The organism is Aquimarina algiphila (assembly GCF_947494415.1).
In the GTDB taxonomy this organism is placed as follows: Bacteria; Bacteroidota; Bacteroidia; order Flavobacteriales; family Flavobacteriaceae; genus Aquimarina; species Aquimarina algiphila.
Map to the genome: position 1 here is coordinate 69,267 of NZ_CANLVC010000008.1, position 20,018 is coordinate 89,284.

General features: G+C 33.0%; 19 protein-coding genes. 12 read left to right on the forward strand and 7 right to left on the reverse strand.

Annotated elements, in window-relative coordinates; genetic code table 11:
• Positions 1-10: 10 nt before the first annotated feature.
• The 3 genes from PQF96_RS17940 to pdxR all read right to left on the reverse strand — a co-directional run bounded on the left by PQF96_RS17940 (position 11) and on the right by pdxR (position 6,707).
• Positions 11-1,540 carry a RagB/SusD family nutrient uptake outer membrane protein gene (locus tag PQF96_RS17940; RefSeq protein ID WP_271767674.1) on the reverse strand — a complete coding sequence of 510 codons (1,530 nt, stop codon included), beginning with the start codon at positions 1,538-1,540 and terminating at the stop codon, positions 11-13.
• A 17-nt stretch (positions 1,541-1,557) separates the two neighbouring features.
• Positions 1,558-4,581 carry a SusC/RagA family TonB-linked outer membrane protein gene (locus PQF96_RS17945; RefSeq protein ID WP_271767675.1) on the reverse strand — a complete coding sequence of 1,008 codons (3,024 nt, stop codon included), beginning with the start codon at positions 4,579-4,581 and terminating at the stop codon, positions 1,558-1,560.
• Positions 4,582-5,219: 638 nt separating this feature from the next.
• Entirely contained in the window at positions 5,220-6,707 is a 1,488-nt protein-coding gene (gene pdxR, locus PQF96_RS17950) for a MocR-like pyridoxine biosynthesis transcription factor PdxR (protein ID WP_271767676.1), read from the reverse strand.
• Positions 6,708-6,791: 84 nt separating this feature from the next.
• Here pdxR and PQF96_RS17955 point away from each other — a divergent pair, with 84 nt between their 5' ends.
• The 4 genes from PQF96_RS17955 to PQF96_RS17970 all read left to right on the forward strand — a co-directional run bounded on the left by PQF96_RS17955 (position 6,792) and on the right by PQF96_RS17970 (position 8,572).
• Positions 6,792-7,451 (forward strand): pyridoxamine 5'-phosphate oxidase family protein, encoded by a 660-nt coding sequence (locus PQF96_RS17955; protein ID WP_271767677.1) that lies wholly within the window; start codon positions 6,792-6,794, stop codon positions 7,449-7,451.
• Between the two features lie 12 nt (positions 7,452-7,463).
• Positions 7,464-7,769 carry a DUF1272 domain-containing protein gene (locus PQF96_RS17960; RefSeq protein WP_271767678.1) on the forward strand — a complete coding sequence of 102 codons (306 nt, stop codon included), beginning with the start codon at positions 7,464-7,466 and terminating at the stop codon, positions 7,767-7,769.
• 4 nt (positions 7,770-7,773) lie between these two features.
• Positions 7,774-8,295: a GNAT family N-acetyltransferase gene (locus PQF96_RS17965; protein WP_271767679.1), complete on the forward strand. Its 522-nt coding sequence runs from the start codon at positions 7,774-7,776 to the stop codon at positions 8,293-8,295.
• A gap of 85 nt (positions 8,296-8,380) precedes the next feature.
• On the forward strand, positions 8,381-8,572 hold the full coding sequence (locus tag PQF96_RS17970; protein WP_271767680.1) for a hypothetical protein: 192 nt from the start codon (positions 8,381-8,383) through the stop codon (positions 8,570-8,572).
• Between the two features lie 60 nt (positions 8,573-8,632).
• On the opposite strand, the gene PQF96_RS17975 is transcribed toward PQF96_RS17970, so the two are convergent.
• From PQF96_RS17975 to porX, 4 genes are all read right to left on the reverse strand, one after another.
• Entirely contained in the window at positions 8,633-9,007 is a 375-nt protein-coding gene (locus PQF96_RS17975) for a DUF4258 domain-containing protein (RefSeq protein WP_271767681.1), read from the reverse strand.
• Between the two features lie 101 nt (positions 9,008-9,108).
• Complete coding sequence (locus tag PQF96_RS17980) at positions 9,109-10,311, reverse strand: alanine dehydrogenase (protein WP_109437558.1); 1,203 nt, start codon at positions 10,309-10,311, stop codon at positions 9,109-9,111.
• Positions 10,312-10,402: 91 nt separating this feature from the next.
• Positions 10,403-10,807 carry a tRNA (adenosine(37)-N6)-threonylcarbamoyltransferase complex ATPase subunit type 1 TsaE gene (gene tsaE, locus PQF96_RS17985; RefSeq protein WP_271767682.1) on the reverse strand — a complete coding sequence of 135 codons (405 nt, stop codon included), beginning with the start codon at positions 10,805-10,807 and terminating at the stop codon, positions 10,403-10,405.
• Positions 10,808-10,887: 80 nt separating this feature from the next.
• Positions 10,888-12,438 carry a T9SS response regulator signal transducer PorX gene (gene porX, locus PQF96_RS17990; protein WP_109437556.1) on the reverse strand — a complete coding sequence of 517 codons (1,551 nt, stop codon included), beginning with the start codon at positions 12,436-12,438 and terminating at the stop codon, positions 10,888-10,890.
• Positions 12,439-12,582: 144 nt separating this feature from the next.
• Here porX and PQF96_RS17995 point away from each other — a divergent pair, with 144 nt between their 5' ends.
• The 8 genes from PQF96_RS17995 (at position 12,583) to sucD (ending at position 19,997) form a co-directional block, all read left to right on the forward strand.
• Entirely contained in the window at positions 12,583-13,812 is a 1,230-nt protein-coding gene (locus PQF96_RS17995; RefSeq protein ID WP_271767683.1) for an HD domain-containing protein, read from the forward strand.
• Between the two features lie 24 nt (positions 13,813-13,836).
• Entirely contained in the window at positions 13,837-14,865 is a 1,029-nt protein-coding gene (gene lpxD / locus PQF96_RS18000; protein WP_109437555.1) for a UDP-3-O-(3-hydroxymyristoyl)glucosamine N-acyltransferase, read from the forward strand.
• Positions 14,858-16,261, forward strand: coding sequence for a bifunctional UDP-3-O-[3-hydroxymyristoyl] N-acetylglucosamine deacetylase/3-hydroxyacyl-ACP dehydratase (locus tag PQF96_RS18005; protein WP_109437554.1), 1,404 nt, complete (start codon positions 14,858-14,860; stop codon positions 16,259-16,261). The genes lpxD and PQF96_RS18005 overlap by 8 nt, the downstream gene beginning before the upstream one ends.
• 16 nt (positions 16,262-16,277) lie before the next feature.
• A complete protein-coding gene (gene lpxA / locus PQF96_RS18010; RefSeq protein WP_109437553.1) occupies positions 16,278-17,060 on the forward strand; it encodes an acyl-ACP--UDP-N-acetylglucosamine O-acyltransferase in 783 nt (260 codons plus the stop codon).
• Between the two features lie 54 nt (positions 17,061-17,114).
• Positions 17,115-17,681 (forward strand): elongation factor P, encoded by a 567-nt coding sequence (gene efp, locus PQF96_RS18015; protein WP_109437552.1) that lies wholly within the window; start codon positions 17,115-17,117, stop codon positions 17,679-17,681.
• Between the two features lie 30 nt (positions 17,682-17,711).
• Positions 17,712-18,650 carry a UDP-3-O-(3-hydroxymyristoyl)glucosamine N-acyltransferase gene (locus tag PQF96_RS18020; RefSeq protein ID WP_271767684.1) on the forward strand — a complete coding sequence of 313 codons (939 nt, stop codon included), beginning with the start codon at positions 17,712-17,714 and terminating at the stop codon, positions 18,648-18,650.
• Positions 18,643-19,047 carry a nuclear transport factor 2 family protein gene (locus PQF96_RS18025; protein WP_271767685.1) on the forward strand — a complete coding sequence of 135 codons (405 nt, stop codon included), beginning with the start codon at positions 18,643-18,645 and terminating at the stop codon, positions 19,045-19,047. Before PQF96_RS18020 ends, PQF96_RS18025 begins: the two co-directional genes overlap by 8 nt.
• A 77-nt stretch (positions 19,048-19,124) precedes the next feature.
• Positions 19,125-19,997, forward strand: a complete 873-nt coding sequence (gene sucD, locus PQF96_RS18030; RefSeq protein ID WP_109437549.1) for a succinate--CoA ligase subunit alpha — start codon at positions 19,125-19,127, stop codon at positions 19,995-19,997.
• The last annotated feature ends 21 nt before the right edge of the window (positions 19,998-20,018 follow it).

Consider the following 20,018-nt stretch of genomic DNA (forward strand, 5'->3'; position numbering starts at 1 on the left):
CTTTTTTCATCTAGTTATTAACACTTGGATTAAGGTCGATTTCTCTTTGCGGAATAGGGGCAAAGTAATTATCAGTACCCAAAGAACCTTTAATAGGGTTGAATTCTGGTAATAATTCACCACTACTATTCATAGAAGTTTGAGGAGCTCTATTGGAGAGTGCTTGTTCGACGCGTTCCATTCTTACCAGATCATTCCAACGTAAATATTCTCCTGCAAATTCCCATTTTCTCTCTGTAAACGCTAATTCTGCCAGATCACCTGTAGTTACATCTACTCCTGCATTTGGAGTATTAAACGGTAACCCTTCGGCTCTTCTTCGAATCATATTTAATGCTTCCCATGCCTCTGTAGTGATATTGCCTGATCGAGCAGAAGCTTCTGCATATATCAATAATACTTCTGCATATCGTATAAAGAAATCATTTCGATCCGTTTGAAAGTCAGGAGCCAAATTATCTTCAATAGGACCTACAATTTTCTTGAAAACAGGAGTTGGTTGATCATTAAAGTTTTCCCAATCATGCTCTGTTCTATATGTTGCTTCTTTTCTGGGGCCTTCTGGGAAATCTTCAAAAAATCGAATTTCAGCAAAAGTTTCTTGCCAACCAGCTAAGTCTGAAGGATTACCTAGTTTTCCAAATTTACGATTAGGCTGACCACAACTCTTGCAATAAGGTATTGTCCATACAGACTCGCTATTAAATACATTTGCTAAGGTCCATAAATCCTCGAGGTCATCTAGTAGAGCAAAATTGTGTGCAGCACTGTTATCGATAACTTGTTTTGCACTTGTAGCAGCTTCTGCATACTTTGCATTGTCTTTAACAGGAAAACCTGCCCAATCCAAATATAATCTGGCTAATAATGCTCTCGCAGAACCGCTGTTGGGTCTGGGGGCTCCTGCATTAACTCCAGGGTATACATCTGGTAATCCACTTTCTGCTGCTAAGAGATCAGATTCGATTTGCTCATAAACGGTTACCTGATCTGATAGACCTAATTGTTGATCTGGATCAGGAACGAGTGGTAAAGGTATTTGTCCATGAATTCTGGCTAAATGAAAAAACATTACCCCTCTTAAAAAGTAAACTTCTGCAATTAACCGAGTTTGAGTTTCTATTTCACCGGGGTCAGTAAGAATAAGTCCTTCGTTATTAGATAAAACAGTATTTGCAGCACGAATTGTTCTGTAAATCGCTTCCCAATTATTTTTAACTCTAGAGTTTGCTTGAGAAACTTGACGTTGATCAAATTCTCTAAATTCAGCTTTGTTACTTCCAAAATGAGTAGTAATATCATCTCCAGCCCAGAAAGGAGCATAAAAAGTGGTCATCCAGGAAGCATCATTTAATCTAGCATGAACTCCGGTAACTCCTAGTTCTAATTCTTGAATTTTAGAATATGCACCCGGAGCTAGTTGTGCTATTGTTGGATCTTCATCCAAATCTGCACAACTTTGAAAAATAGATGTTATTATCACTACTGATAATAAATATCTTATTTTGCTTTTTATTTTTTTATTATATGTTGTTTTCATAAAATTTGTTTTTTGTGTTAAAACCCTACTTTTACTCCAAAAATGAATGATCTTGGATTTGGGTAGGCTCCTGCATTTATACCTGCTGCTACATCTACACTTTTATTTCCTGCATTATCATCTGCCGGGACAGATGTGAGCTCAGGGTCATATCCAGAATAATCTGTGATTAAGAATAAATTCTGTCCTGTTATATACAGCTTAACATTGGCATTTAAATGTTTTACATCTTTTAATGTGTATCCTAAAGTAAGATTGCTAAGTCTGATAAAATCCCCTTTTTCTATATAGCGTGTTGATCCGGCTTCATTCGGTCCTCCTGCGGGAATATCTGTTTCATTTTGCGGTGTCCATTGATTTAATTGTTCTGGAGCTAAAAAACTTCTTTGATTTCCAGTGTTACCAACGATTACACCTTGTACAGCATTTAAGATATCAAAACCGTGTACTCCTTGAAAGAATATATTTAGATCCCAGTTTTTATAAGTAATAGTATTGTTAAAACCCCACGTTAATGTAGGTGTACCGTTACCAATAGCACTAAATACAATATCTCCATTTTCATCTCTAAGATATCTGGCGTCCCCTGGTGCTCTTCCAAATGTTGCCGCTTCAGCTGCTTCAGATGTTTTCCAGGTTCCTAAAAAAGTAGCTCCATTAAATTGCCCTAAAGGTTGCCCTACTTGTATAATGTTCCAGGTTCTACCTTGCCCATCGATACTACCAAAAGTTCCTTGAATTTCATCACGACCACCTAAATCAGTTACTTCATTTTTAATATGGGATAGATTAAAATTGGTATTCCAGTTAAAATTATCTGTATTGATTACATCTGCAGAAATAGCAACATCAATTCCTTTATTTTCTACTTCTCCAATGTTTTTTGAAATTGTTACATTACCACCGTTAGAAGGGATTACAGGGTCATCAAGGAGTAGATCTGTTGTGTTTTTTTGGTAGGCATCTATAGACAGGTTTGCTCTCCCGTTTAAAAAACCTAAATCTATACCAATATTGGTCTGTGTTGTGGTTTCCCATTTTAGATCAGGGTTACCAAAACTGTTAGGTGCTACACCAGGTGTAGAATCTGATCCATTGAATGAAAAATTTGCATTTTGTACATTAGGAAAAGTAGTGTAAGGGTCTATGTTTTCGTTACCTACTTGTCCCCAACCAGCTCTTAGTTTAAGACTGCTAAAAACATTACTATTTTCTATAAATGTCATATTATCAAATGAATATGCTAAAGCTACAGAAGGAAAATATCCTCTTCTGTTTTCTGATCGGAATACTGAAGACTCATCCATACGAATTGTTCCTGTGACAAATAAGGCATTATTATAAATATATTCACCACGGGCCATTAGAGATTGAATACTTCTTTCTGAAAAATTATTAAAAACAGATTGGCCAGATCCAGGAGCAGTTTCTGCAAAATAGAATCCACCAGGAACAAAAAGACGAGCAGCATTATATCCATTAAAACGATTCTGTATCCCAGAAAATTCATAGACTCCGGTAGCCTTTACATTGTGTTGACCAAATTCTTTGCTCCAGGTAAGAATATTACTGATCTGATGAGTCGTATTTTTATTGTCTCCAAAACCAGCCGTTGGAGGGTCAGCTCTAAATGTTCTGTAACTTTCATTGGACCCGTTAAAAGTTGTTGCTCCTGCTATTAGAGTATAGTTAAGATTTTCTAATATATCATAACTTAGGTTGATATTGGCGTCAATTCTGTCTCTTATATTTTCAACATTGGCCAGTGTTAGGTTTGCAACTGGATTATAGTTAAGGGATGCCAAATTTCTTTCAGAAACATTATTGTAATTTCCATTTTCATCAAAGATTGGAGTAGTAGGGTCCCAGGATAAAGCATTTAACACTACACTTCCTTGAAATCGACCAAATTGATTTAAATCATTTATTGTAGTGGTTCTACTACCAAATATATTAAACCCAATTTTAAACTTGTCAGAGATGTTTGCGTTAACGTTAGAACGTAATGAATATCGTTCATAATTAGTATTAATTACGACACCTTCTTGATTGACATAATTACCAGATATAAAATATCCAATCTTTCCTTCAGATCCACTTGCAGATAGTTGTAAGTTTTGACTTATTGCAGTTTGAAATATCTCATCTTGATAATTTGTTCCTCCATTAGCCGCAAAACCAGCTATTTCTTGATCTGTGAAAATTGCAGATCCACCGCCTCGGATTCTTCTTGAATTTTCAATTCTAGCAAAATCAGCTGCCCCCAAAGTAGGTATTAAATCTGGTACTGTAGATATTGTCGTAAAAAAATCAACATCTACTTTTGTAACGCCTTTACCTTTTTTAGTACTTACCAAAACAACTCCATTAGATCCTCGTGATCCATAAACTGCTGTTGCAGAAGCATCTTTTAATACATCTATCGATGCAATATCATTAGGGTTTAATGTACTTAAGTCACCACCAATAAAACCATCGATAACAACTAGAGGGTCATTACTTCGGTTAATAGAGTTAGCTCCTCTAATTCTTACTTTAATAGCTGCCCCTGGCGCTCCGTTTGCTTTTGCAACTGTAACTCCTGCGGCTCTACCTTGTAAAGCTTCTTCCAGACGTGCTAGAGGTTGATCTTCAAAAGATTTTGCAGAAACTTGTGAAACAGAACCTGTAAGATCACTTTTTCTTGCCGTTCCATACCCAATAACCACAATCTCATCTAAAGCTTGGGTATCAGCTAGAAGTTTTACGTTGATTGTTGTTTGATTACCTACCGTTATATTTTGAGTAATAAACCCTAAATATGAAATGGTAATAACATCATTTTCTGTAGCAGAAATACTAAAATTACCGTCAAAATCAGTAATTTGACCTGTAGTAGTACCTTTAACTAAAACATTTACTCCAGGAATACCTACATCGTCTTCTCCAACAACCTTACCGGTTATCGTTTGTTGTGCATAGACTTGATAGATTCCCATCAGTGCTGTGAGTAGCCCCAGAATCAAACGTTTTCTGGATAAATTAAAAAATAGTTCTTTCATAATTAATTGTTGAAATGTGAAAAATTTAATAAAGTATCCCTTACTTAAATATGTCTCGGTTGCTTATGAAGTATTATTCGCCTGGTTAGTTTTTTTATTTGGTTATAAATAATACTGCACAATAACCGCTAACTTTTGTTTCCAATTAAAAGTTGTCGAATGAGCTCCCTGAGTGATAAAGAACTCTTTTAACCAAATGAATAAGTTTGAAAAGTGAAAATTTTAAAAATTGCGAGCCATGAAGAGTTTTAAAAAATGATTTAGGAATCATTTTGAATATTTCATGTTTTTTTAATCTATATAATTCAATTTTATTAAAAATTAACTTAAAAAACTACTAAATTGGTTAATGATGTAAATGTTCGGAATGATTTTATACAAATGGATTACATATGATTAGAAACATGCCACAAATGATTTGTTGCACTCTTAAAATTGTGTTTTTTTGATGCAGAAAGTAAAAAAATAAATGGTTAAAGGTTTGTTTTTAAGTGTGTTGTGTTTGTTTTTTTGAATTTCACAAAGAATTAAGGTTTTGGGTGGTTTTGTTTAGAGGTTCTACCGTAAAAAAGAAGTCAAAAAAGATATTTTTACGTGCTGAAAGAGTTTGTTTTTACTTTTCTTTAATAGAATAAAAATCATGAATTTATGCAGTTCATGACTTTTTCTAGTCTATTGATAACTTCTCTAATCTCATCTTCGTTTAATGCGGCAAAACCCATTCGAACTCCATTATGATTGGAGTTATTATTGTCATAACGTCGCCAATTAGGGTTGAGTTCTAAGTGAAGTTTTTTAGCTTCTCTATATATATCATCCCAATGATAAGACTTGTTAAGTTTTGTCCAAACCGCCATACCTCCATTAGGAATTCTAAAATCAAAATAAGGATTTAGTTTTTCTTTTAATAAAGAGCAGAACAAGTCACGTCTCGTTTTATATATTTTGAGCACTTTGTTAGAATGACGTTGTACATCCCCCGAAGTAATCATTTGTGCTATTGTTTGTTCGAGTAACTGATCTCCTTGACGATCAATAATGCGTCTCAAACTTGCGGCCTCATCAATAAAATCTTTTGAAGCTATCAGATATCCAATTCTCATAGCTGGAGCGATAATTTTGGTAAATCCTCCAATATAAATAACATTGCCTTTGTTGTCATTACTGGCAAGAGGTAAAATAGGAGCATTACTGTAATGAAAATCATAATCATAATCATCTTCTATTATAGCAAAATTATAGTGTTGAGCCAATTGTAATAAATGCATACGTCTTTTGGCAGAAAGAGTTACGGTTGTTGGATGATGATGATGAGAAGTTACATAGACTGCTTTTATTTCTTTGGATTTACATAGTTTTTCAATACACTTGGTATCCAAACCTTCTTCGTCAACAGGAACTCGTTCTATAATTCCTCCTGATTCTATAAATGTATTATCAGCTGTTATGTAATTAGTAGAACCAACAATAACTCGATTTTTATTTGAAAGTAATAGTTGGCCGGCAAGATAAATTCCCATCTGACTACCTCGAGTAATTAAAATATTGTCAATTTTGATATCTAACCCGCGAGTTTGATTTAGATAGTACATTAAGGCTTTTCTTAATTCGATATTTCCATAGATAGATCCATAAGTCAATAAATCCTTATTGTACATTTTTTTGCTAATGTTTCGGTATATTTTTGCTATTTCGTCTATCGGAGCTAATCTATGGTCAGGGCTTCCATCGTCTATTTTTAATGTTTGCTCTGTGTTTGAAATACTTAATTTTCGCACCAAATGAGTACGCTTAGAAAAAGTAAATCCGCTTTTGTCTTTTGTTTTTATCTCGGCAAAAGATCGATCAAAGCCTAACGGATTAACGATAGGTAATATACTGCTGACAAATGTTCCTCTTGCGGGTATGGTTTCTATCCATCCCTGAGAAATAAGCTCTTCATAAGAAGCTATAACGGTTTTACGATGTATAGATAGGTTTTCAGCTAATTTTCGTGACCCTGGTAATTTGGTGGATGGAGGTAGTTTTCCTGATTTTATAAAGCCAATAATTTGATCACATAATTGTAGATATAGATTTCGATTAATATTACGATCAAGAATGATATTATTTTTAAAAGGAAACAATACTGGACTATTAAATATTTGTAAACTGGGTTGTTTTAATGTACCATAAAGCTATTATTTTTGAACGTGAAATAAAAATATATTATGGCAGATTATTCAATATCAGAACTTAATAAAGTAGTTAGAGGCCCTAAGAGAGCGATATATGACATAAGTACTATAAATGAAATCTTAGATGATACATTTTTGTGCCATGTCGGTTATGTGTTTAAAGGTCAAGCTATAGTAATTCCTACTGCTTATGGAAGAAAAGAAGATAAAATTTATATTCATGGATCTCTCAAGAATCGAATGATGCTAAATTTATTAGATGTTGGTGAGGCGAGTCTTTCAGTAACGCATCTGGATGGCTTGGTTTTGGCAAGGTCTGCTTTTCATCATTCAGCAAATTATAGATCGGTAAATGTATTTGGAGAGGTACGTAAAGTCGAAAATCCAAAAGAAAAAATGGATGCACTTGCATGTATTTTAAATCATATGGTCTCTGGTCATTGGGATAATGTAAGACAGCCCAATGAAAAGGAGTTTAATGCTACTTTAGTTTTAGAATTGAGTATTAAAACAGCTTCAGCAAAGGTTAGGGCAGAAGGAGTGGTAGATGAAGCAGAGGATTATAAATTACCAATATGGGCAGGTGTAGTTCCTTTAAGACAAATTGCTAATAATGCTATTTCTGATGATAATCTACAAGAAGGAGTTAAAGAACCAAAAGAAGTACTTGATTATATAAACCAAAATAGATAAAACAAGAATAATATGCTTGAAGTAAGACCCACTTGTGAAAATTGTAATAGGGATCTACCAAATCATAGTGTAGATGCAATGATTTGTTCTTTTGAGTGTACTTTCTGTAAAGATTGCGTAGAGAATATTTTATTTAATGTATGTCCAAATTGTGGAGGTGGTTTTGAAAAAAGACCAACACGCCCTGTTAATTGTATTACTGGGAATTGTGTAGAAAAATATCCTATAGGAGAAAGGGTAGTTTACAAACCCGTAGATAAAGAATCTTTTAATGAAATTTTAAACATGTTTATAGATGTTGAACCTGCTAAAAGATAATGTTATGATTGATATAAGAAGGGCTAATGTTAAAGATGCAAAGAGTATTTCTTATTTAGGAGCAAAGACTTTTGATCAGTCTTATGGGCAGTTTTTTGATAAACGAAATACTATAACAGAATATCTGAACATAGCATTTTCATTGGATAAAATAGAAAAAAGTTTGGCTAATCCTGATAATTTATATTGGCTTGTAGAAGATGTTGAAAGCTTAAAACCAATAGGTTATGGTAAATTGAAATTAAATTCTCCATCAGAATTTATAAAGGATCAAAATGTATGTAAACTTCAACGGATATATCTTTTGCAGGGATATGAAGGTCAAGGTATAGGAAGTAAATTGCATCAACAAATGATAGAGGCCGCTATAGATCTATCATATACCTATTTGTGGTTATCAAATTTAAAGAAAAAAGAACAAGCCGTATCTTTTTATAAAAATAAAGGGTATCAAGTTGCTGGAGAACATAATTTTACCATAGGAAATGAGACTTTTCAATTTTGGGCGATGAAAATTAAATTATAATATCTGATTCGCTTTATGATATTTTAGAACGGTTGCAGAAAAAATATTAAATATCGTACTATAACCTTTTTTATATTTTTAGTTATTGATTATATTTTCTTCCTATGGAGGAAGTTCTATTTCTTCGGAAATATCTTCTGGAGCTGGTTTTTCTTTAGGTGATTCAATGTATTGGTTTTCTAAGGGAGGTAGAGATTCTATTTCACAACTATTTGATTTGTATTTTATAAACGTAAGTAAAAACGGAGGTGTTTTTATTGGTGATTTTATAGAATAAATACCGGTCAGTATAGAGAGTTTTTACATTTTCTATATTAAAAGTAAAAAGTATTGTTACTTAATTACTTTTGTTAAGGACATTAATCTTTGCTATTGAGTCACAATTTTCAACTAGCATATGTATGTTTTGTTCTTTAATAGAACCTTCAATGAAATATGTTCTACAGGAGTCTAATTTTGTGTTACTCTTAGAAAAATCAACATTGCCTTTTGCTAAAAGGAGAGATATATCAGCAGTATCAATTTGATAGGTTTTCATATTGTTTATTGCTTCATTAGAAAAAGCTCGTTTTTTAATTCTAATATTTTTAAGAACTCTGGCAGAAGGACCATAGTCACAAGAAGCATTTTTTCCTCCCAAAAAGAAAAATAAAAGTATAAGACCTATAGCAAATCCACCTAAGTAATAAAATAACCGCTGCGCTAGTTTCATAAATAAAAAGCAATATTATGACGCCAAAAGTAAGTAAATTTTGGAATTCTTAGATATAAAAACAAGACTAGTTTTAAGTAAAAAAAATGTAATAGGACATTTTATAAAATGAGTAAGTTGATATCGCGATATGAAAGATCAAACCAGTCTGCTATGGGTTTGCTGGTTAAAATTCCGTGATAGAAATACAGCCCATTTTTTAATCCTCTATCAAAGCGTACAGCATTTTCTATTCCGCCTTCATCTCCTATTTGCAATAGATAAGGTGTGAAAATATTGCTTATTGATAAAGATGACGTTCTTGCATAACGAGAAGGGATATTAGGAACACAATAATGAACTACTCCATGTTTTTGAAAAGTAGGATGATCATGTGATGTGATCTCACTGGTTTCAAAACATCCTCCCATATCAATACTAACATCAATTATTACTGAGCCTGGTTTCATACGTTCTACCATAGTTTCGGTAACAATTATTGGAGCTCTGTTCTTTCCTCTTACAGCTCCAATTACTACATCACAACGACGTAATGCTTTGAGTAAGTTTTTGGGTTGAATAGTAGAAGTAAATAAAGGTCTCCCTATGTTAGTCTGTATACAACGTAGTTTAGTTATGGAGTTATCAAAGATTTTGACGTTAGCTCCTAGACCAATTGCAGAACGTGCAGCAAATTCACCAACAGTACCTGCTCCCACAATTACAACTTCTACAGGAGGTACACCACTAATATTTCCCATCATTAATCCAGAGCCTTGAGTAGAAACGCTGTTCATTAATTCTGACGCGATTAAAACTGCAGCAGTTCCTGCGATTTCGCTTAATGCCCTAACGGCTGGATATGCTCCATCTGCATCACGAATAAATTCAAAACCTAATGCTGTGATTCTTTTTTTTGCAAGTTCTTGAAAATAGTCTTTTGATTGAGTTTTAAGCTGTAAAGCAGAGATTAATACAGTTTGTGGATTTATATGCTCTAGTTCTTCCAAAGATGGTGGTTCTACCTTAAGAATAATAGGGCAACCAAACACTTTTGTTCTGTCATTAGTGATTTCAGCTCCAGCTTCGCTATAATCTCTATCAGAAAAACTAGCACCAATTCCGGCATTAGTTTCTAATAAAACTCTATGACCATGAGCTGTCAATGCAGCAACAGCATCAGGAGTAAGACAAACACGTTTCTCTTGATAGTGAGTTTCTTTTGGGATACCTATAAATAGTTTTCCTTTTTTGCGTGCTACTTCGATCATTTCCTCCTGTGGTAGCAATTGCTCTTTTGTAAAAGGAGATTTAGGTGTACTCATTTGCGTGAAATTCTTTAACTCAAATTACGAATAAAAAACTCAAGAAAGCAAGTTGGAGCAAATATTTAAAATTTAACAAGCAAAAATGTATTCAATTATAAGACAAACTCCTTTTTTGATTTTCAAGTAAATCAATCTTAATTTTTGATATATTTTCTGGAAGTAAATTAGCAATTTTATCGGGCCACTCTATAAATACCCATGCATCAGAATCTAAATATTCTTCAAACCCAATATGATAAGCTTCTTCTTCATTTTCTATTCTGTAAAAATCAAAATGATATATCAGTCCATTGTTACTTTTATATTCGTTTACCAAAGAGTAGGTCGGACTAGAAATAACATCTTGTACGCCTAATTGTTTACAAATCTCTTTGATTAAAGTAGTTTTTCCAGTCCCCATAGAAGCATCAAACAAGACAATTTTATGTTTGATATTCGAAATTAGTTTCTTGGCTACATCAGGTAAATCTTCTAGAGTGTATACTAACGTCATTATTATGTTGATAAATTTAACTTTAGAAATAATAACTACAAATATACTTTAGCTAAATGAAATTTGCTTAAATTCTGTATTTATCTTGGATTTAAAACAATAAAAGGAATAATCATTTCTTCTAGAGAAACTCCTCCATGTTGATAAGTGTTCCTATAATAACTTACATAGTGGTTATAGTTGTTTGGGTATGCAAAAAAATAGTCTCCTTTTGCAAAAATAAACGAACTACTCATGTTAATAGAAGGTAGATGAATATCTTTTGGGTTTATAGCTTCCAGAACTTCCTTTTTTTCATAAGTAAGACTTTTTCCTGTCTTGTACCTTAAATTAAGACTCGTATTTTTATCACCAATAACTCTTGATGGATTTTTTACATTTATAGTACCATGGTCTGTAGTTATAAGAAGTTTAAAACCTAATTGCTGTGCTTGTTGAATCATTTCTAGTAAAGGCGAATTTTTGAACCAGCTTTGCGTAAGTGATCTATAGGATTTATCATTTGATGCTAATTCTTTAATAACCTCCATTTCGGTTTTACTATGAGAGAGCATATCTACAAAGTTGTAAACAACTACCGTTAGATCATTATCCTTTAACCCTTTAAAATTTGCAGCTAAAGTTTTACCAGATCTTTCATTTGTGATTTTATAATACTCATGTTTGATATTAAGTCCCAATCGTTGTAGCTGGGCTGTTAAAAACTCATTTTCATTCATGTTTTTTCCTCCTTCGTCGGTATCGTCAAGCCATAAATCTGGATGTTTCTTTTTCATTTCAGAAGGCATAAGCCCAGAAAAGATAGAGTTTCTGGCATATTGAGTTGCTGTAGGCAAAATACTAAAATAAGAATCTTCTTGTTCTTTTTTGTAATAGTTGTTTATCGTTGGTTCAAAAGCTTTCCATTGATCATAACGTAAATTATCAATGACAACCAATAAGGTCGGTTGATCTTTACTTATTTCAGGGACTACTTTTTCCTTAAATAATGTATGCGACATTACGGGGGCATCATTACTTCCGCTAAACCAATCTGGGTAATTCTTATCTATAAATTTGCAAAACTGTGAATTAGCTTCTACTTTTTGAGATTCAAGGATCTCAAACATCCCAGTATCTTCTATGTTTTCAAGTTGTAATTCCCAATAGATTAATCTTTGATATAATTCTGACCACTCTTCAAAAGAATTTACCATCGCCATATCCATCGCTATTTTTCTAAATTCTTGTTGATAATTGGCAGTGGTTTTTTCTGATACTAAACGCGAATTGTCTAAGTTTTTCTTCAGACTTAAAAGAATTTGATTGGGATTTACGGGCTTAATAAGGTAATCAGCAATTTTACTACCAATAGCTTCCTCCATAATATATTCTTCTTCACTTTTAGTGATCATGACTACAGGGATACCATCTTCTTTTTCTTTGATTTCAGATAGTGTTTCTATTCCAGAAAGTCCAGGCATGTTTTCATCTAAAAAAATGATATCAAAGTTATCTTCATCCAATATATCAATGGCTTCTGTACCACTTTGACATTTTGTTACTTCATAGTTTTTCTTTTCCAAAAACAATATATGTGGTTTAAGTAAATCAATTTCATCATCTACCCAAAGTATCTTTATTTTACTCATTTAGTTTTAATTTTAATTATGTGTTGACTTGTGAGAATGCTTATTTGCCCCCAAATAGTAAACTTGATTCTCTTAAATTCATTTAGAAATATACGTATATGATTGTCATATATGTATATTTGCTTCCGTAAAGGCAAAATGAACTTGAAAAAAAGAAATAAGCTCAAAATATTAAACGACCCAATTTACGGTTTTATTACGATACCGAATGAACTAATTTTTGATCTAATAGAGCATAGGTATTTTCAAAGGTTACGTCGCATATCGCAGATGGGGTTATCGTATCTAGTATATCCTGGTGCTCATCATACTCGATTTCATCATGCATTAGGTTGTATGCATCTTATGCAAAAAGCGGTGAGAGTTCTTCGTTTTAAGGGGATTAGCATTTCTGAAGATGAAGAAGTAGCGTTATATGCAGCAATTTTATTACATGATATTGGTCATGGTCCTTTTTCTCATGCGATGGAGCATAGTATCGTAAATGAGGTAAATCATGAGTCAATTTCCTTGATGTTTATGGAGGAAATTAACGAAGAATTTAACGGTAGTTTAACGCTTGCAATAAAAATTTTCAAAGGAGAGTATCATCGGAATTTTTTACATCAATTGATTTCTGGACAATTGGATATGGATCGTTTGGATTATTTAAAAAGAGATAGCTTTTATACTGGTGTAGCAGAGGGTAATATTAATAGTGAGCGTTTAATCACTATGTTAACTGTAGTAGATGATGCCTTAGTAGTAGAAGAAAAAGGAATTTATTCTGTTGAGAAGTTTTTACTTGCAAGACGTTTGATGTATTGGCAAGTATATCTTCATAAAACGAGTCTTGTTGCAGAGAGTTTATTAATTAGAGTTTTAAAAAGAGCAAAGGAGCTTGTTGATAAAGGAGTGGAGCTAAGAGCGAGTGAACCTTTAACTTTTTTCTTAAAAAATAAAATTACATCAGAGAACTTTACTTCTGAAGTGTTACATACATTTTCGAGGCTAGATGATTATGATATTGTTTCTGCAATGAAAGAATGGTCTACTTCAGATGATTTTGTTTTGAGCACATTATCTTTAATGATTATAGATCGTGATCTTTTGAAAATTAAAATTAAAAAGAAGCCTTTTCAGGAAAAAAAGAAAGAAGAGCATATAAAGAAATTTAAGGAAAAATATAAAATTTCGAATGAAGAAGCACGTTATTTTATATTTGAAGGAGCTATTTCAAACCAAGCATATCATCTAAATAAGCAGAATATCAATGTTTTATACAAATCTAGAAAAATTGTTGATATTGTAAAAGCTACTGATCAGTTTAACTTAGAAGCTTTATCAAAACCAGTTACCAAATATTTTATGTGCTATCCGAAGCATAAACATTAACACATTTTTTATACTTTTGCTAGAATGATTTTTACAGCCACACAAATTGCGGGTATTTTAAACGGAGAAATCGAGGGAGATGAAACTGTTGAAGTATCTAAACTAGCTAAAATAGAGGAAGGAACAAAAGGCTCACTAACCTTTTTGTCAAACCCTAAATATACTCAATACATATATTCTACTGATGCATCTATTACTATTGTAGATAAAACCTTTGAAGCAGAATCAAATATAAAAACAACTCTTATAAGAGTAGATGACGCCTATAAAGCTTTTTCTCAATTGTTGGAATATTACAATATGGTAAAAATGAATAAAGTTGGGATAGAACAACCCAGTTTTATTTCTAAGACAGCCGTTTATGGAGAAGCAATTTATTTTGGTGCATTTTCTTATATGGGTGAAAACGTTAAAATAGGAAAGAATGCAAAAATTTTCCCTAACGTTTATATAGGAGATAATGTAACCATTGGAGATAATGCTGTTGTTTTTGCAGGAGCAAAGGTTTATTCTGAGACTATAATTGGAAATGGTTGTGTTATCCATAGTGGGGCAATAGTAGGAGCCGATGGTTTTGGATTTACACCAAATGAAAAAGGAGAATATAGTAAAGTGCCTCAAACAGGTAATGTTGTTATTGGAGATAATGTAGATGTGGGAGCAGGTACCTCAATTGATAGAGCCACACTTGGGTCTACAGTTATACATAATGGAGTAAAATTAGATAACCAAATACAGATTGCTCATAACGTAGAAATTGGAGAACATACTGCAATTGCAGCGCAAACCGGTATTGCCGGGTCAACCAAAATAGGAAAACATTGTTTAATAGGAGGACAAGTTGGTATTGCAGGGCATTTAACTATAGGTAACAATGTGAGAATACAGGCTCAATCCGGTATTGGAAGAAATATTAAAGATGGAGAAGCTATTCAGGGATCTCCAGCTTTGGGATATTCTGATTTTAATAAATCCTATGTGCATTTTAAAAACCTTCCCAAAATAGTAGATAGAGTATACAAACTAGAGAAAAAGATAAATAATAATGAGTGACGTTGTCATGAGCAAACAAAGAACCATTGAAAAGGAGGTAATACTTACTGGAGTAGGTTTACATACAGGAAAAGAGGTAACATTAACCTTTAAACCCGCTCCCGAAAATCACGGTTATGCATTTTGTAGAATTGATTTGGAAGGAAATCCTATCATCGAGGCAGATGCTAATTATGTTGTAAATACACAACGAGGTACAAATTTAGAGAAAAATGGAGTTAGTATCCAGACTTCAGAACATGTACTTGCCGCTTGTGTAGGATTAGAGATTGATAACCTTTTGATAGAGTTAAATGCTTCAGAACCACCAATAATGGATGGTTCGAGTAAGTTTTTTATAGAAGCTTTAGAATCTGCAGGTATTGTAGAGCAAGAAGCAGAAAGAGAAGAATATATCGTAAAAGATGTAATTTCATATGTTGATGAAGAATCAGGTAGTGAAATTATAGTAATGCCTTCTGATGAATACCAGGTTACTACTATGGTGGATTTTGGTACTAAAGTTCTAGGAACTCAAAATGCATCTCTAAAACATCTTTCTGATTTTAAAAAGGAAATAGCTGATGCGAGAACGTTTAGTTTTTTACATGAGTTAGAAATGTTGTTAGAACACGGTCTAATAAAAGGTGGTGATTTAAATAATGCTATTGTTTATGTTGATAAGGAGCTTAGTCCTAGTACCATGGAGAAACTTAAAGTTGCCTTTGGGAAAGAATCTATCGCTATAAAACCTAACGGTATTTTGGATAACTTAACTTTACATTATCCAAATGAAGCTGCTCGACATAAATTATTGGATGTAATAGGAGATTTAGCATTAATAGGAACCAGAATAAGAGGTAAGATCATAGCTAATAAGCCCGGTCACTTTGTGAACACACAGTTTGCAAAAAAACTTTCTAAGATTATTAAGATAGAGAAACGTAATAAAGTTCCTCAATTTGATCTTAATAAGCCACCATTAATGGATATCAATAAGATTATGGAAATGCTTCCGCATCGATCCCCTTTTTTATTGATAGACAGGATTCTTGAGATGTCAGACAGCCATGTTGTAGGACTTAAGAATGTGACAATGAATGAACCATTTTTTGAAGGGCATTTTCCTGGAGCACCAGTAATGCCAGGAGTACTTCAGGTTGAAGCAATGGCTCAGACTGGAGGTATTTTAGCACTAAGTACAGTTCCGGATCCTGAAAATTATCTTACCTATTTTATGAAAATAGATAAAGTAAAGTTTAAACAACAGGTATTGCCCGGGGATACGTTAATATTTAAGTTGGAGCTAATTACTCCAATTCGTAGAGGTATATGTCATATGCAAGCATTTGCTTATGCTAATGGTAAATTAGTTACTGAAGCAGAGCTTATGGCACAAATAGTAAAATCAAAATAACAATAAATAATAGTAGATGAATCAACCTTTAGCATATGTTCATCCAGGAGCAAAAATTGCAAAAAATGTTGTAATAGAACCTTTTACAACTATACATAATAATGTAGTAATTGGAGAAGGAACCTGGATAGGTTCCAATGTTACTATTATGGAAGGTGCACGTATTGGAAAAAACTGTAGCATTTTCCCCGGAGCGGTTATTTCGGCGACCCCTCAAGATAAAAAGTTTAATGATGAGGATACAATCACAGAAATCGGAGATAATACAACTATTCGCGAATGTGTTACTATAAATCGAGGTACTGCGGATAGAATGAAAACCAAAATAGGTAAGAACTGTTGGATTATGGCTTATTGTCATATTGCTCATGATTGTATTGTAGGTGATAATTGTATATTTTCTAATAATAGTACATTAGCAGGACATATTAATGTAGGAGATTATGTGGTTTTGGCAGGTATGGCAGCAGTACAACAGTTTTGTAGTATTGGAAATCATGCTTTTGTTACAGGAGGATCATTAGTGCGTAAGGATGTACCTCCATATGTTAAAGCAGCAAGAGAGCCTTTGTCTTATGTTGGAATAAATTCTATCGGTTTACGTAGAAGAGGATTTACGACAGAAAAAATAAGAGAAGTACAAAATATATATAGAATTTTATATCAGCAAAATTATAATAACTCGCAAGCAGTTGCTATTATAGAAGCTGAAATGGAGGCTACTCCAGAACGAGATGAAGTGTTAGAATTTATTAAAAATTCGCAAAGAGGTATTATGAAAGGGTATTTCTCTAATTAGAAAATTGGAGATATCTTTTATATTTGATTAATAAGAAATAAAGAATACTAAATAATGGCAAGTACTAGTGATATCAGAAATGGATTATGTATTAAATATAATCATGACATCTATAAAATTATTGAATTTTTACATGTGAAACCAGGTAAAGGTCCTGCTTTTGTGCGTACTAAACTAAAGAGTGTTACCACAGGAAAAGTAATTGATAATACATTCTCTGCGGGACATAAAATCGAAGATGTACGTGTTGAGACGCATAAATTTCAATATTTATACGCTGAAGGTGACACTTTTCATTTTATGAATACAGAAGATTACAATCAAATCACTTTAGAAAAATCTGTTTTAGATGCCCCAGGCTTACTAAAAGAAGGAGAAGTAGTGACTGTAATTATTAACTCTGAAGATCAAATGCCTCTTTCTGTAGAAATGCCAGCAAGTGTAATTCTTGAAGTTACCGCTACAGAACCAGGAGTAAAAGGAAATACAGCAACAAATGCAACAAAACCTGCAACTGTAGAAACAGGAGCAGAAGTAATGGTACCTCTTTTTATTAATGAAGGTGATAAGATTAAAGTAGAAACAGAAAAAGGTACATATAAAGAACGTATTAAAGAATAATTCAGAATGCTGAATTTCTTGATTTAAAAAATGAAATTTCCTCAGAAACACACCTTAGAACAAATTGCCACTATTATTTCTAGTGAGTATATAGGAGATCCCAATTTTCCAGTTTTGGGAATGAATGAAATACATGTTGTCTCTCCAGGGGATATTGTTTTTGTTGATCATCCAAAATACTATGATAAAGCTTTGCAAAGTGCGGCTACAATTATTTTGATTAATAAAAATGTAGATTGCCCCAAAGGTAAGGCACTTCTAATTTCTGATGATCCATTTAGAGATTTTAACAGACTTACCAAATATTTTAAACCTTTTGAGAAAGCAAATTCTTTACTTTCAGATACAGCTAAAATAGGAGAAAATACGATCATACAACCAGGGAGTTTTGTAGGTAATAATGTAACTATCGGTAATAATTGTTGTATTCATGCTAATGTGAGTATTTATGACAATACAGTTATAGGTGATAATGTAACAATTCATTCTGGAAGTGTTTTAGGAGGAGATGCTTTTTATTATAAAAAAAGACCCGAAGGTTTTGATAAATTGATTTCTGGAGGAAGAGTAGTGCTTGAGGATAATGTTGATATAGGTGCTTCATGTACAATTGACAAAGGAGTTACTGGTGATACGACGATCAAAAAAGGAACTAAAATAGATAATCAGGTTCATATTGGTCATGATACTGTAATAGGAGAGAAGTGTTTAATTGCATCTCAAGTAGGTATAGCAGGTTGTGTTGTTATAGAAGATGAAGTAACTATTTGGGGACAGGTAGGTATAACAAGTGATGTTAGAATTGGAACAAAAGCAATTATTTCAGCTCAATCGGGAGTAAGCAAATCTTTAGGAGCTAATAAAAGTTATTTTGGTACTCCTGCTGATGATTTTAGAAAGAAATATAAAGAGATTGCTGCCATTAGACAGGTACCAGAATTAATAGAAAAATTAAAAAAGAATGAATAGTGCAAAGGAAATAGTAAGATCTTTTTATGAAACTGATCTTATTCATGATGTTGAAGCATTTTCTAAATATTTGCATCCTGAAATTATATTATACTGGAATAGTAGTTTCGGATTTAATAAGAAGGATTTCAATGATATAAAAACCATGTTTAGTGAGATGGCTTTATCTTTTGAAACTTTTAGATGTGAAATTAGTCATCTTATTGCAGAAGGCAACTCTGTAACTATTAGATATACTTACTTTGCAAAGACAATCGAAAATCCAGAAAAAGAAGATGCAATAGCGCATTTTATTACAATTTGGGAACTTAAAGATGATAAATTATATAAAGGATATCAAATAAGTCAACAAGGAGATAATACTCCAGAAAGTATGATGTCTTTTATTTCAAAATAATTACTTTTTCATTTTAAACATAATGTTCAAAAGCTTACTTTTGAAGCTCTTTAAAAAAAATAAAAAATCATAACGCAATGAGTGTTTTAGTTAATAAAGATTCAAAAATTATTGTACAAGGTTTTACCGGTAGTGAAGGTACTTTTCATGCAGGTCAAATGATAGAATATGGTACAAACGTTGTTGGAGGAGTGACTCCTGGTAAAGGGGGACAAACACATCTCGATAAACCTGTTTTTAATACTGTCGAAGACGCGGTAAAAGAAGTAGGTGCTGATACTACAATTATTTTTGTACCACCAGCTTTTGCTGCTGATGCGATTATGGAAGCTGCTGATGCTGGGATTAAAGTTATTATTACTATTACAGAAGGTATTCCAGTGGCGGATATGATTACTGCATCGAATTATATTAGCAATAAAGAATGTACTCTTATTGGACCAAATTGTCCTGGAGTAATTACTCCGGGAGAAGCAAAAGTTGGGATTATGCCAGGTTTTGTATTTAAAAAAGGAAACGTAGGGATAGTATCAAAATCAGGAACTTTGACTTATGAAGCTGCTGATCAAGTAGTGAAACAAGGATTAGGAATTACTACTGCAATAGGAATTGGCGGGGATCCAATAATTGGTACTACCACAAAAGAAGCTGTAGAATTATTGATTAATGACCCAGAAACCGAATGCGTGGTAATGATAGGTGAAATTGGTGGCCAGTTAGAAGCTGATGCTGCAAAATGGATAAAAGAAAGTGGAACTTCTAAGCCTGTTGTTGGTTTTATTGCTGGTGAGACTGCACCTGCTGGACGTACTATGGGACATGCAGGAGCAATTGTTGGAGGTAGTGAAGATACCGCAGCTGCCAAAAAAGCAATAATGAGAGAGTGCGGAATACACGTGGTAGATTCTCCTGCAGAAATAGGAAAGAAAGTTGCAGAAGTATTAGGATAGATATTATAGTATACTTTAATA